The organism is Pseudonocardia sp. ICBG1034, from assembly GCF_020131375.1.
Lineage (GTDB): Bacteria > Actinomycetota > Actinomycetes > Mycobacteriales > Pseudonocardiaceae > Pseudonocardia > Pseudonocardia alni.
In genome coordinates, this window is sequence record NZ_JAHLEK010000010.1 from 23,644 (window position 1) to 37,088 (window position 13,445).

Sequence of the window (13,445 nt, forward strand, 5' to 3'; positions counted from 1 at the left end):
CGCGATCGCGGGCGCAGGTCCATGTCCAGGGAAGGGGCCCGGATGAGCGTGGATAAGACCACCGACGCCCACCCGGGCACCGACATGGGCCCCGTTGCGGACGCCGCGGCCGAGCCCGGGACCGAGCTCGACACCCCGCTGGACACCGCGGTGCTGCCCGACGGCGTCGCGGCCGCGGCCGCTCGTGCCGCGTCGCTGGCCGCGCTGGCCGCCCGCGCCGACGCCCACGCCACCGCCGCGCGGGCACCGCGCACCCGCGCCGCCTACGCGGGGGACTGGGCACACTTCCGCCGCTGGTGTGCCGCAGCGGGGCTACCGGCGTTGCCGGCGGCGGTGGACACCGTGCGGCTCTACCTGGCCGACCTCGAGGCCACCCGCACCGCGGACGGAGAGGCGGTGTTCTCCCCGGCCACGATGGGCCGGCGCCTGGCCGCGATCGCCGCCGCCCACCACGATGCCGGCCACCCGTCCCCGACCCGCGACCCGACCGTCGGTGCGGTCCTGACCGGTATCAAGCGGTCCCGCGCCCACTCCACCCATCAGATGCGTCCGCTCCTGCTGGACGACCTGCGCACCGTGCTCGCGGACACGGGGTTCGGGACGTGGCCGGCCGGGTTGATCGGTGTCCGCGATGCCGCCGCGCTGCTGATCGGGTTCACCGGTGCGCTGCGGCGCAGCGAGCTCGCCGCCCTCACCGTCGCCGACGTGGCCTTCCACCCGGTCGACGGGCTGCACGTGCACATCGCCCGGTCCAAGACCGACCAGACCGGGCGTGGCGCTACCGTGGTGTTGCCCTACGGCGCCCGGGCGGGCACCTGCCCGCCGTGCGCGGTGCTGCGCTGGGTGGGGTTGCTCGCCGCCGCCCCGCACGGTCGCCCAGCTTTGATGCGCGCCGTCCTGGCCACCCCGCCCTGGCCCGAGCTGGGCCACCTGTTCCCGCACCCCGGCCCCACCGACGACAGCGCTGGTGACGCACGCGCCTCCACGCCCGTCGACGCCGGCGCCGCGGGAACTCACGGGCCGGCGGCCCGGTCGTTCCGGGCCCCGGCACCCACGCTGGCCGGGCACACACCGCTGCTGCGGGCGATCCGCCGCGGCGGCACCCTCGCCGACACCCCGATGACCGGCGATGCCCTGCATGCCATGGTCCGTCGTCGCGCCGAGGCCGCGGGCCTGCCGGGCCCGATGGGCTTCCACTCACTGCGCGCCGGGTTCGTCACCACCGCCCGGCGCAACGGCGCCGACCACCGCTCGGTGCGCCGCCAGACCCGCCACACCAGCGACGCCATGATCGAGACCTACGACCGCGACCACGCCCCGCTCGTGGGCAATGCCGTGACCCGACTGGGCTTGTGAGCACTCAGCCCAGTGGCGAGCTGCTCCACAGGCCCCGCCCAGGACCGGGGCCGGAGTCCGCCGTGGGGCGCTCGGAACTCGCGGTCGGGGGTGCGCGCGGTGGGTGGGTACGCGGTCGTCGTGGACCCACGCCGGTCCGGGTCAGTCGGCGTCGCGGATGAACAGTACGGCGTCGAGTTCGTCGAGCAGATCGTGCCTGGATGATCCTGATCCTGGCGTTCGCCATGTCTCCGATCGGCCTCGTGATCGCGCTCGTGGTCGGCCTGGTCGCCGCCGCGCCGATCTACGCCTGGAACAACTTCGAGGGTTCCGGAACACCGTCACCGCGGTCTCGGACGCCATCGTTTCCGCAGGTGGTGCCGCGCTCGACTGGGTCATGAGCCTGCCGGACATGATCAGCTCCGCTCTGCCCGCGGCGGGCTCGTGGTTCGCCGGGCTGGGCCAGACCGCCCTGGACGCCGTGACAGCCGTGGGCACCTGGCTGGCCGGCCTCCCGAGCATGGTCCTGGGCTGGCTGGCGTCGCTGGGCTCCATGATCGCCACCGGAACGGGTTGAAGGCGAAGACCCAGGCCGTCCTGGACTACATCGAAGAACTGGGCCGCCGGGTCGCGGACGGCTTCGAAGCTGCCGTGGGGATCACGTCGCCGTCGATGGCGTTCCGCGGCTTCGGTGTCAACCTGGGGCAGGGCCTCATCGTCGGTCTGGACCGCGTCGGGCACGAACAGCACGCCGGCAATCCACGGCAGACCCAGCATCACGGCGAGGGCGGCGGTAGAGGGGAGCAGGCGCAGCACCACGGTCCACCGTCGGGACGACGCTCGCCGCTCGGACCATCGGCGTGCTCGGGCGACGCCGAGCGCGCCCAGTATCGCTGCGAGCAAGGAGGCTCCGGCCAGGACTCCGTCGACGATCTGCCGCACGGGCGGCGGCGGGCCGACGGGCGCGCCGGCAGCCGTGGCGTAAAGCCGTCGGGCCATCTCGTAGGTGTCGTCCGACATCGACGCGGTCTCAGTTGCCACCGCGACCCCGATGCCGGTGCGGGGATCGATGATCTGCGCCGAGCTGCGGGTCAGCATGCTGCCGGTGTGCCCGAGCACCGAATGATCGGCGGTGGCATCGTCGACGATCCAGCCCATGGCGTAGGTCCGTCGAGGGTCGCCGGGGACATGAGTCGAGTCGAGGTCGGGCGCGGACAGCAGCGGAGCACCGTCACCGTTCTGAAAAGCAAGCCAGCGGCCCATGTCGCGAGCGGTGGACACGACCCCCGCGGCGCCTCCCGAGGACAGCAGCGAGGCAGGCCAAGTGCGGGGGCCCACACCCCCAGCACCGACACCGCCCCGGGCTGGGCGTCGGTACGCACCCCCACGTGCGTGTCGACCATGCCCAGCGGCGCGAAGACTTCCCGCCGCAGAATCTCGGGGAACGGCGCACCGCCGGCCACTTCCAGCAAGCGCGCGATGACCTCGTAGTTGGCGTTGGTGTAGGCGAACCGAGCACCCGGACCGGTCGCCAGCGTCGCGCTGTGCAGGCGCGCGACCGCACCGGCCGGGTCCCACGCATTGTCGATGGCCTCGGCGTGAGCGGTCGCATCGGTGAGGCCGGAGGTCTGAGTGAGCAGGTGGCGCGGCGTGATGAGCGCACCGCGCGGGTCTGCTGTGCGGAACTCCGACAGCTGGGCGGTCACCGGGCGGTCGAGGGCGATCTGGCCCCGGGCGGCGAGGCGCACGGCGGCGACAGCAGTGAACGATTTGCTCAGTGACGCGAGGCTGAGCGGGGTCGTGGCGGTCATGGGTGCGCCGGCGTGATCGACGCCGCGGCCGCCGGCATAGAGCAGGGAGGTACCGCGGGTCACCGTGACGGCGAATCCTGGCAGACCGCTGTGTGCGGCCTCCTCATCGACCTGAGCCGCGATATCGGCCACGGGCGGGGAGGCTGCCGCAGCAGACGGCATGGTCAGTAGGAGCAGCAGGACCGGGAGAACCAGCAGGAGCGGTCGGTGGGGCACGGCAGCGAAGGTCGCAGTTCCTACCCGAGCGCCGGATCGGTCGACCGGCTGGAGGAGTGGCTAGCCTGACGCGGACCCGGACGCAGGCCGTCCCACACCCCGGCGGCCTGCAACGCCCGCAACCGACGCCAGGCGGTGTGCCCGGACCCGGCCCCGAGTTGCTCGGGCAGATCGCGCCAGCGGCAGCCAGTGTTGAGCACGAACAGGATGCCCTCCAGCGCAGCCCGATCGTCGATCGGTGGCCGCCCACCCGGGCCTCGCCCCGGCGGGCGCGGCGGGATCAACGGCTTGAGCAGCTCCCACAACCGATCATCGACCAACCGCTGCTGCCTCGACTTCGCCATGGCCATCGATCAGGCTTGGCTCGGCCACCCTCGCTCCGAAACAACACACCACGAGTTCTGAGACCAAGGTCTTGGAGACTCGCAGCTCGAGAACGATCGATTGCCGACATGTGACGGCTCAGCCCGGTAGCCGGGTCGGCGTCTCGCTGACCGCGGTCGGCGCGCGAAATGTTGACGGCGTGGCAGGCGGCAGCTCTACTGCGGCACGTGACGGTGGGCTGTTCGTCAGCTGCATCGAGTCGAGGCGTCGATTGGCCGGGGTCCCGGTTCCGGGGTCAGTTCGAGCGCTGGGACGAAGCCCGGGGTGGTGGCGGGCCAGCTCGGGCGGCCGGGACCGTTCGGGTCGCCGGTGCGGGCGAACGCGGCCCAGTAATCGATCATCTGATCGGCCAGGTGTTGCTGGCCCGGTGCCAGCGGAGACGGTTGGCCGGCCAGGGGCAGGGTGTAGACGACGTCGGAGCCGTGGACGGCGGCCGGGCGGGGCACCGTCTCACCTGTCGGGGTGGGTGCTTCGGGGTCGGAGAACAGGTAGGTCCAGACCGGTGCGGTGCGGGCGTAGTCGCGGTTGGTCGACACGGTCGGGCATATCCAGTCGTTGTCGCTGTAGACGCGGGCGAGTGCTCGCACGGGGTCCGGGAATTGGTCGAGCGGGTAGCGTCGGGCGACCTGGTCGACGTCCGGGCCGAAGCTGCGCGACAGCGCGGAACGATAGGTCTGCGCGGTCGCTGCGGGGTAGGCGCTCAGGACGTTGCCCAGGTGCTCGTCGGAGGTGTTGCCGGAGAGCACTGGCACCTCTGTTGCCCAGTCGGCGCGCGGCTTCTCGCCCGGGTCGCGGGGCAGCACCGCTCCGCCGACGGCGAGCGTGGTGAAGGCTGGGCCTAGAGCGACAAGGTCGTCCACCGGCTGCGCCCGGAGACAGCCCAGGACGGTAGCCGGGTCGGTGCAGCCGACGGAAGCGGCGACCGAGCGGGAGTAGGCGTCGGTGGCCTCCACGCTGTTCCACGTGGACACCGCGGGCAGGGTCGGGCTCAGGGCTCCGGCGGGGTGGCGCATTCGGCAGGATCCGCTGGCGATGATGGCCCGTGCGAACAGGCCGTCGGTTGCCGGAGAGGCCAGTAGCGAGCACGTGCTCAGAGCGCCCGCGGACTCACCGGCCAGGGTCACGTTGTCCGGGTCGGCGCCGAACGCGGTGGCGTTGTCGCGGACCCATCGCAGGGCCGCGATCTGGTCCTGGAGGCCGACGTTGTGCTCGGGCATCTCGGGCAGGCTCAGCCCACCGAAGATCCCCAGCCGGTAGTTGACCGTCACCACGACCAGGTCGCCCCGGCTGGCCAGCGAGGAAGCGTCGTAGTCCGAGCCACTGCCGAACACGAACCCACCGCCGTGCAGCCACACGAGTACCGGGCGCAGGCCCGGACTTGCAACGGCGGGCGCGGTCACGTTCACCGACAGGCAGTCCTCCGCGGGTACCTGCCCCGGGAGCAGGGTCGCGGTGGCCTGCGGGCAGACCGGGCCGGGCCGGGTCGCATCCCGGACACCTGACCACGGCGCGGGCTGACTGGGTGGGGCGAACCGCAGGTCACCGGTCGGAGCTGCGGCGTATGGAATACCAGAGAACCGCACCACCGGACCGTCCTCCCGTCCCTGCACCGGACCGCCGGAGGTCGACACGACCTCGTCGGCACCGCCCACGCCGGGAACCGGTCCTGCGGTCCCGGACGAGCAGCCGGCAACCGCCGCCGCAACCACGACGACGACCGCGGCCACATGGATCGCCGGAGCGCGGCTCCCGCACCGGGGCCCGTTTCGCCTCACGACGTAGAACCGTGCGCTCGGGCCCTGGCCTGACCCCACCACGCCAGCGCGATCCCGACCAGCACGACTACCACGTCGGCAATCAACCACCCGGTGAAACCGCCCGGGATCCAGCCGACCAGGCCGCTATCGGAGTTGTCGACCAGTAGCCGGATCGCTCCCTGCGCTCCGAGGACCAGCAGCGCGACACCCAGGACCTGCACGATCACGTACTTACCCACGTCATCCCCCCTCGTTTATGATGCGATCGAACCATAAACTGGCTGGACGGTGTGGATCAACCAGCACGAACGGGGGTATCGGCGGAAGATGCCGAAGCGCGTCAACCATGAGGAACGACGCCGACAGATCGCCGAAGCGGTGTGGCGACTGGCAAGCACGACCGGGCTGGAGGACGTGACGTTGCGTCAGGTCGCGGCCGAGGCGGGCGTGTCGATGCGACTAGTCCAGTACTACTTCGGCGACCGTCATGCCTTGCTGGTCGCGGCGCTGCGGATCCTCGGTGAGCACAGCTCGGCAACGGCTACCGAGCGGCTCTCTCGGGCCACCGACCAGTCGCCCCGGGCCCTGCTGCGCGGCGTGCTGCTCGAACTGCTGCCCCTCGACCAGGACCGCCGGACCCGCCATCTCGTGCACATCGCCTACTTCGTGCGCAGCCTGGGCGATGGTGACCTCGCCGCGCAGTTCCGGGACGCCCCACCTGAGCTCGAACGATTGGTCGCCTCTCTGCTCGCCGGTGCACGTGGTCGACCCGACGACGAGATCGCCCCGCATCTACCCGACGCCGACGCCCTCGTGGCCCTCTGCGATGGGCTGGCCACCAAGATGTTGCTCGGTCAGCGCGACACCACTGACGTCCTCGCGATCCTGGACCGTCAACTCGATCTGACGGTCGACGCCGGCCCATACACTCCCGCCTGAGACCTGCCACTCCCGTGCGCCTGCCGCCGCAGCCCGGCGCACCCTGCCCGCGCCGACGACAGGAGCAGTCCGGGGCGCGCGATCGGACCGTCGGGCAAAGTTGCCGACTGTCGCGCACATACTTCGATCCTGGTGGCGTTCCCTCGGATGGTGTAAGTCGCTCACGGGGGTCACTGCAGGTCAAATCGTGCCGTGACGAGTGCGGGACGGGTCACTGTTTCGTCGCCGGGCGGAGGCGTGAGCCAGGCGGGTCCGACGACGGTGGACCAGATGTCCAGCCCCCTGAGGATCGGGGCCGTACCGGGCAGAGCGAACGACGCTCTCTGCGCGATCACGTGGCGCGGGGCACGGTGGTCCGGAGTCGCCGCACACCCGACGGCTCATGAATGCGGGTACTGCGGCAGCTCGATGCCGCCGGCGGCGGCCCCAAATGACGTCGGCTTCCGAGGCCTTCCCGCTGGGGCCCGCGTCCGCCTCGTCGGCGCTGTCGGGCCTGACGACGCCTTGGTCGCGCTCGACGTACGAGCGCATCAGGCGCTCGTATCCAGCGAACCCCACTGTCGGGTTCCACCCGCCGGCGGCGAGCTCACCGGCCAGCACGTAGGCGCCGACTAGTGCCAGCCCGGTGCCCTGGCCCGACATCGGCGACGGGCAGAAGGCCGCGTCACCCACCAACGCGCACCGTTCCGACGACCAGGCCGGCATGACGACGCAGCCGGCGGGACGTAGCTCGGGGTGTGCATGCCCGCAGCGTCCCGACTGCCCTTCGGCGGGTCGGCGGTCAGCGGTCGGGCCCGGCCCCGAGGGGCGCGGTCGACCCGCCATGGACCGCTGGGACCGGTCGCCTCGTCGACCAGGTGCGCGCGGAACAGGCGGTTGCGGAACGTGGTGGTGAAGCCGCCGACGAACAGGGTCCACCGGTCATCGACGAGGTGGACGTTCGGGTCACCGACACCGAGAAGCCCTCGCGGCATCGGACCGTCAAGCATGTCCCACAGCACAATCGGCGCGGGGCTGCCCTGCGATCGCCACAGATCGGGCTGATCGGCGTCCGTGGGGGCGACCTCCTGGCCGGAGACGCGCGGCAGCGCGCTGACTCCCCTGCGGATCAGGTAGGTCGGTTCCCAGAAACTACCGCGGTGTCCGGTTCGGCAACAACCGGCTCACACGATGCCTACGTTCCTGCGGCCCTTACGTCCCGATCGCTCACGATGCCCCTCCGCGGCTGGTCCAGCTACTCGCTCAGCAGGTGCTTGAGCAGGTCACTGATGCCCGGCACCGCAAAGAGCACCTCGGCGCCGTCCAGGTCCGGCGGCAGCGTCCGGGCAGGTCCCGGCAGGAGTGTGCGCACAGCGCCGGCCTCGGTCGCGATCAGGCCGCCGGCCGCGACGTCCTATGGGTGCAGGGTCTCGGTGTGCGCATCCAGGCGTCCGGCGGCAAGCCAAGCGAGGTCGAGAGCGGGCGAGGACGCCCGGCGGATGTCCTGGCAGTGCGTGATCAGCCGGCGGATGCGTTCGACGAGCGCGTCGATGTCGGGGCGGACGTGCGGGAACCCGGTGCTGACGATCGCGTCGGCGAGCGAGCCCCGGTCGGTCACCCCGATCGGGGCTCCGTCCAGAGCGGCTCCCCGCCCGAGGATCGCGGTGAACGTCTCGTCCAGCAGGGGAGCGTGCACCACGCCAGCCTGGACGACGCCGTCGATGGCAAAGGCGATCGAGACGGCGACGTAGCGGTGCCCGCGTGCGAAGTTCGCCGTCCCATCGATCGGGTCGACGATCCACAACGGTCCCTCGCCGACGACGGGCAGGTCACCGGACTCCTCGCTCAACACTGGGACGCTTGGGATGCAGCTGCCGAGTACGCCCCGGATGATCCGGTCCGAGCGCAGGTCGGAGTCCGTGACCGGCTCGACGCCGTCCTTCATCCGCAGTACCGGCCCGCCGTCCGCCTGCGCCGCGCGGGCGATCTCCCGCCCGGCGGTCCGCGCAGCTGACACGGCGCAGTCGAGCACCGCGTGCAGGTCGTAGTTACCCATAGTCGTCCACAGTGCAGCACAGCGCAGATCTAGTCCCACCGGAACGTTCGTGGTGTCGAGCGCAGGGTTGCGGAGTCGGGTGACTCAGGTGGAGCAACGGATCCACGAGTTCGTAGCAGTACGACCGGCGAGAAGGCATGACGACAGCGATCCGGGAGCCCGCCCAATCGCGCTCAGGGGCTCCCTAGTCCAGATCTGGTCCGGGCTACTGGTCACGAGGGAGTCTGACCCGGTGCAGGGCGGAACTGCCACCGGCCAACGGGAGCGCGGACGCTCGGTTGTTCTCGGCCGGGTCCATCCCGGTCCAGCGCAGCTCGTATCCCGCGTAGTGGACGAGCTGGGCCAGGAACGTCCGCTGGATGCGCCCGTTGCCCTCCCGGAACCTATCTGCACGGAGAAGACAGTCTTCGCCGGTGCGACGAGGAGCCGCGCGTCATGGACTAGTCTTCGGGTGACTGTGATCATCCGCTGCATCGCTGATCGAAGTACTGTTCACCGCGTGATATCAGGGTCGGCTGCCCATGGGCAGAGCGCGTATTCGCTCCGCATGGAGTGGGGTCTCGCCGGAGCCGCTGCTGTGGTTTCGGACTGCGATATCGCCGTAGTCGTCGACGTCCTGAGCTTCACCACGACGTTGACCGTGGCCGCCGATCGAGGCGTCGTCGTCTATCCGCTGCCCTGGCGAAAGGATTCGGCCGTCACTTTCGCTGCTGCCCGTGCTGCGACTCTCGCGGTTGGCAGATCGGAAGCCCGAGCAGGTCAGGTCAGCTTGTCGCCGGCCAGCATCCGGAACGCTCAATCGTTAGAGCGTCTCGTACTTCCGTCTCCTAACGGGTCTTCGATCAGCTTCGAGCTCGCTAGGTCGCAGGCAGACGTGCTCGGTTGCAGCCTGCACAACCGCGCCGCTGTGGCAAGTTGGGTCCAGGCACGGTAGCCAGCGTCTCCGGGGACCGGTGTGAGCGGTGGGTCAGGCCGGGGCGGTGCCACCCGCCAGCGCAGAATCTCCGACGCGCGCGAGGCCGTGCCGGGCGTCCTCGGCTGCGGATCAGCTGGGGCCGGTGGTCTTGATGTCCTCCCTACCGGCTGCGGCCGTCGGCGAGGTTCCGATCTCAACGGGCGCTGTGGGGTATCCGAGGCTGCGCATCTTCTCGATCATGGGGTCTGGTTCCCCACGTAGCTCGGCGGCGTAGCGCTCGACGCCGGCGCGGAACCAGATCGCGACCCCCTCGCGGACACGCGGGGGGAAGCTGTCGCGGGAGGTGTGGCGGTAGGCCATGGCTCGTTTCACGCCGAGGATGTGGCAGACCTCGTCGATGCCGACAACGTCGGGGAAGCGGTCGATGGCCAGGCGACGATCGACCTCGTCGAGTGTGAGGACTTCCAGGGCGACGGTGCGGACGCGGCCGCGGTTTTCCGGGGTCGTCAGGGGGACGACGCGTTCGAGACCCTCACGAGCGGCGGCCTCCAGAACGCGTGCGAAGTCGGCGAGGCCGCTGCCCATGGCGCGATTGGTGGTGGTGGGGATGACCCAGCCGAGGCGGCCGATCGGCTCACCGCGAATGGGGGCCGTGGTCATCGCGACCCCGTCGTTGCCGATCCTTGCGGCCACGGCCTGGCCGATCTCGTGGACATCGGTATCGGCCGGGATCGGCGGGTCGATGGCCAGAGTGATCGACAGAGAGAGGAGCCGGTCGGCGGGGGAGGAGTCCACGCTCCCGACCCTACGACTCTAATAGACAATTGTCTACTGTCGTATGTGTGTGGTGAGCGGCTCGCCAGGACAGCCGTGGCGGAGCTGCTACCGCATGTAGTTACTTCTGATGATCGGCGCGGTTCCCGACGCCGATCGACTCGGCGACGGTGATCCGAGCTCGACCCGGTGCCCGGCCTGCTGCCCCGCAAGGTCGCCCGCGGCACCGCCGACATGACCACCGGCCCGGCCATGACCCGCGAGCAGGCCCGCGCCGCACTCGAGCACGGCATCGAGGTCGCCCGCGACCTGGTCGCCGCCGGGAACCGCTGCCTGCTCACCGGGGACATGGGCATCCCGGCGTCGGGGAGGAAACGCCCTTCCGGCGATCGCGGATATGCCGGACGTGACTACTCCGTACGGCCCCAACAGCCCGCAGAACCCGCCCCCTACCGGCCTGGACCCGCTGGCCAGCCCCAGTACGGGCAGCCCCAGCAGTGGGGGCCCGCCGCAGCAGCAGTGGGCCGCCACCCCGCCCCCGCCGCCGGAGCCGCCGAAGAAGAAGGGCGGGAAGCTACGCTGGGTCGTCGCGGTCGTCGGCCTGCTCGTCCTGGTCGGCATGATCAACGGCGGCAAGGACGAACCCGCTGACACCACCGCAGCCGCGGCCCCTGCCGCTGCCGCACCGGCCTCCGCGGCGCCGGCGCAGGCCGAGGCGGTCCCGGCCGCCGAAGAGAACGCCGACGGCTACGGGAAGAAGACCGCCTCGTTCGGCGAAGAGGTCAACGCGGGCGGCATGATCGTCACCGCTCAAGCTCCAAAGGAACTCTCCCAGCCCTACCTCGGTACCCAGGCATGCGCCACGGTCACGCTCCGGAACGAGGCCGACTCCCAGAAGTCGTTCTCCCCGTTCGACTGGAAGTTCCGCACCAAGGACGGGGTCGAGGTGACGGCGAACATCCCGTTCAACGCCGACAAGGCGCTCAACACCGGGCAGCTCACCCCAGGCGGGAAGGTCTCCGGCCAGGTCTGCGCCGACACCCAGACCACCGGCGTCACCACCGTGGTCTACAACCCCGGCTTCGGGATCATGCACGAGATCACCTTCCAGTGATTCCCTGAACTCCATACCACTCACCGACCGGTGCCCGGTCGGGGTCACCTGAGTAGTCACGCACCAGACCTCCGACCGGGCACCCCCGCAAGAAGGCCACGACCCCGCACTTCACCCGAAATGCGGGGTCGTGGTCGTCCCGCGCGGCGACGGAGCACAGCCATGTCGTGCCAGAACCCTGGAAGCTGGGATGAGGGCGGTATGAGGACATCGGGACGATGTGTGCGTCGGAAGCGGGCCGCTGCTCGACGGGGAGCTGCACGGCAGCTCTTGTTGACCAAGGTCAAGTATGGCGTTCCGTCATCACCGGCTCACGCCCGTCAGAACAGGGGCGGCCACCGGTAGGCAGACCCGACCGGGCCGCAGCCTCGTCGGGAGTGTCACCCAGCGTGCGCCACCGACCTTCCCGGCCGTCGCCGCTACCGGTGGGAGAGGCGTCCTTAGAGCGAGTCATGCCGGGCTCCCTCCGCTGGGCTGGGCGGGGGTGGGCGGCGACTCGTCTCGGTGTGCGTGCGGGGTGGCCCGCACCGCCATGTCGTCGTTACAGGCCTGGATGAGCCAGGGCCCCCAGTCCTGAGTACGCAAGGGCTCGGCGTTTTCGACCCGGTCGCAGCGGTGCTCGCTGGTGGAGCAGTAGCCGGCGCGGGCGGCTTGTTTGGTGTCGATCATGGCGTAGGCGGTCGGGACCCAACGGGTGTGCCAGTCCGCGACCAGGACCGGGGAGCCGTCGGGGCCGTAGGCGTGGACGTGGGTCTGGTGGAGCCAGGACAGGGTTTCGCGGCCCCAGTGGTGCATGGGCCAGCAGGGCGGGATCTGGCGGCAGGTCGGGGCGAGAGTGGGGATGGCGATGGTGTCCATCCAGCGGGCCAGCTCGTCCCACGCGGCTACAGCCTCCTGGGCGGACAGTCGCGCCCACACCACTGGCCCGGCCTCGCCGCGGTCGGGCGGGCCTGGGGCGGTCGCGGCCGCGAGTTCGTCGATCTGGGGTGCGAGCTCTGCCAAGACCGCGGCCTGCTCCCGGCTGTATTGATCGAGCTCGCCGAGTCTGCGCTCGGTGTAGGAGTGGCGTTCGTCGTGAGCGCGCAGTGTGGCGCGCAGAGCGGCCACCGCTTCGAACAGCTCCTCGATCCGAGGATCACCCGCCTGCGGGCCGGTCATGACCGTCGCCCTCGGTGCGCGGTGGGGTCCTCTACCGCGGTCCACACCGCCTCGGGCCCGGCCATGGTGATCATGAGGCGCGGGGTGGGGCGAGCGGTGACCGTACTGGGTGCGGTTCTGGTCATGGCTGCCTTCCTGTACTGGGGGTGTGCGAAGAGTGGCCGGCGAGGGCGTAGGGATCTCACGGGTTTCCCTCGAGCAGCGCGATGATCCGGTCGTTGAGCGCGTCGGCGTCGTCGGCGATGCTGTCGAGGAGGGTGAGGACCTGTTCCAGACTGGGTGTTTCTCGCCCCGCGGTCGCCTGCAGGGGGGCGGCCGCAGCCGGTGTTCGCGGGTGCGGAGTCGGCGCGTCGTGCTCGCAGGGCTGTGATGCGCGGGCGGCGGTGAGTGCGAGCCGGGTACGGATGGTGCGCGCGGTGATGGGGCGGTAGTCGTCGTGCCAGCCGTAGCGGTCGATGGCCGGCAGGAGTGTGGCGGCGGCGCACCACCGCTGCGGTCCCTGGCACTGGTGACGGTGCGGGCCGGTGGCGGTCGGGGCGTGGGCGCGGGTGAGGTCCATGCGGGCCGATCCGCGGCCCAGCCCGTCGAGGACGCCGAGGAGCTCCAGCCAGCGCACGACGGCACACGTCGGGCAGCGCCGTGGGTCGAGGTCGACAAGCACAGGCTGCGTCCCGACCCGCACGCCCTCGTCGTCGACGGTGACCGCGGCGGGCACCAGCTCCCGCACCCGTGCCCGCGGCAGGTCCAGGACCACGGTGGCGACGACGAGGAAGGCATCACGGCGGCCATGGAGCCCGTGGGGCCAGCCGCGGGTCGCACAGGCAGCGATCATCTCCCCCGGATCAGGGACGCCCACGCGAGCAGCCCGCGGCCGCGGCCGCGGAAGCGCGGCGGGCCCGGTCTCGGGGCGAGGGAGCAGATACCCGGTCTGGCGGTGAGCGGCGGCGATCGCGCGCACCCGCCGCGCCTGGGTGGCCGGGCGGGCCGGCACTGCAGCGAAGAACCC

General features: G+C 71.0%; 9 protein-coding genes and 3 pseudogenes. 4 read left to right on the plus strand and 8 right to left on the minus strand.

Translation table 11 applies throughout. The annotated features are described in order from the left end of the window. The first annotated feature begins 42 nt into the window (after window positions 1–42). Window positions 43–1,356: a hypothetical protein gene (locus tag KPF22_RS00625; RefSeq protein WP_224400931.1), complete on the plus strand. Its 1,314-nt coding sequence runs from the start codon at window positions 43–45 to the stop codon at window positions 1,354–1,356. A gap of 141 nt (window positions 1,357–1,497) precedes the next feature. On the opposite strand, the pseudogene KPF22_RS00630 reads toward KPF22_RS00625, so the two are convergent. The 4 genes and pseudogenes from KPF22_RS00630 to KPF22_RS32850 all read right to left on the minus strand — a co-directional run bounded on the left by KPF22_RS00630 (window position 1,498) and on the right by KPF22_RS32850 (window position 5,742). Next, a pseudogene (locus KPF22_RS00630) lies at window positions 1,498–3,308 on the minus strand (serine hydrolase domain-containing protein). A 137-nt stretch (window positions 3,309–3,445) separates the two neighbouring features. Beyond that, window positions 3,446–3,706, minus strand: a pseudogene (locus KPF22_RS00635) (transposase); the annotation flags it as partial. Between the two features lie 225 nt (window positions 3,707–3,931). Continuing rightward, window positions 3,932–5,398, minus strand: a complete 1,467-nt coding sequence (locus KPF22_RS00640; protein ID WP_157818137.1) for a carboxylesterase/lipase family protein — start codon at window positions 5,396–5,398, stop codon at window positions 3,932–3,934. 119 nt (window positions 5,399–5,517) lie between these two features. Next, entirely contained in the window at window positions 5,518–5,742 is a 225-nt protein-coding gene (locus KPF22_RS32850) for a hypothetical protein (RefSeq protein ID WP_208622865.1), read from the minus strand. A gap of 49 nt (window positions 5,743–5,791) precedes the next feature. Here KPF22_RS32850 and KPF22_RS00650 point away from each other — a divergent pair, with 49 nt between their 5' ends. Further along, window positions 5,792–6,442: a TetR/AcrR family transcriptional regulator gene (locus tag KPF22_RS00650; RefSeq protein ID WP_224400932.1), complete on the plus strand. Its 651-nt coding sequence runs from the start codon at window positions 5,792–5,794 to the stop codon at window positions 6,440–6,442. Window positions 6,443–7,835: 1,393 nt separating this feature from the next. Here KPF22_RS00650 and KPF22_RS00660 read toward each other — a convergent pair. After that, window positions 7,836–8,477, minus strand: coding sequence for an inositol monophosphatase family protein (locus KPF22_RS00660; RefSeq protein ID WP_100877189.1), 642 nt, complete (start codon window positions 8,475–8,477; stop codon window positions 7,836–7,838). Between the two features lie 1,045 nt (window positions 8,478–9,522). Then, entirely contained in the window at window positions 9,523–10,188 is a 666-nt protein-coding gene (locus KPF22_RS00665; RefSeq protein ID WP_100877188.1) for an AlpA family transcriptional regulator, read from the minus strand. Between the two features lie 168 nt (window positions 10,189–10,356). Between KPF22_RS00665 and KPF22_RS32855 the strand changes: the two are divergent. After that, a pseudogene (locus KPF22_RS32855) lies at window positions 10,357–10,512 on the plus strand (nicotinate-nucleotide--dimethylbenzimidazole phosphoribosyltransferase); the annotation flags it as partial. Between the two features lie 61 nt (window positions 10,513–10,573). Further along, on the plus strand, window positions 10,574–11,281 hold the full coding sequence (locus tag KPF22_RS00675; protein WP_157818136.1) for a DUF4352 domain-containing protein: 708 nt from the start codon (window positions 10,574–10,576) through the stop codon (window positions 11,279–11,281). 450 nt (window positions 11,282–11,731) lie between these two features. On the opposite strand, the gene KPF22_RS00680 is transcribed toward KPF22_RS00675, so the two are convergent. Beyond that, window positions 11,732–12,439: a hypothetical protein gene (locus tag KPF22_RS00680; protein WP_100877186.1), complete on the minus strand. Its 708-nt coding sequence runs from the start codon at window positions 12,437–12,439 to the stop codon at window positions 11,732–11,734. 181 nt (window positions 12,440–12,620) lie between these two features. After that, complete coding sequence (locus KPF22_RS00685; protein ID WP_100877185.1) at window positions 12,621–13,271, minus strand: hypothetical protein; 651 nt, start codon at window positions 13,269–13,271, stop codon at window positions 12,621–12,623. Between the last annotated feature and the right edge of the window lie 174 nt (window positions 13,272–13,445).

Bases quoted from the DNA above. Each gene is read 5' to 3' on its own strand.
- KPF22_RS00660 (WP_100877189.1), bottom strand. From the start codon at position 8,477: ATGGGTAACTACGACCTGCACGCGGTGCTCGACTGCGCCGTGTCAGCT.
- KPF22_RS00625 (WP_224400931.1), top strand. From the start codon at position 43: ATGAGCGTGGATAAGACCACCGACGCCCACCCGGGCACCGACATGGGC.
- KPF22_RS00685 (WP_100877185.1), bottom strand. From the start codon at position 13,271: ATGATCGCTGCCTGTGCGACCCGCGGCTGGCCCCACGGGCTCCATGGC.
- KPF22_RS00680 (WP_100877186.1), bottom strand. From the start codon at position 12,439: ATGACCGGCCCGCAGGCGGGTGATCCTCGGATCGAGGAGCTGTTCGAA.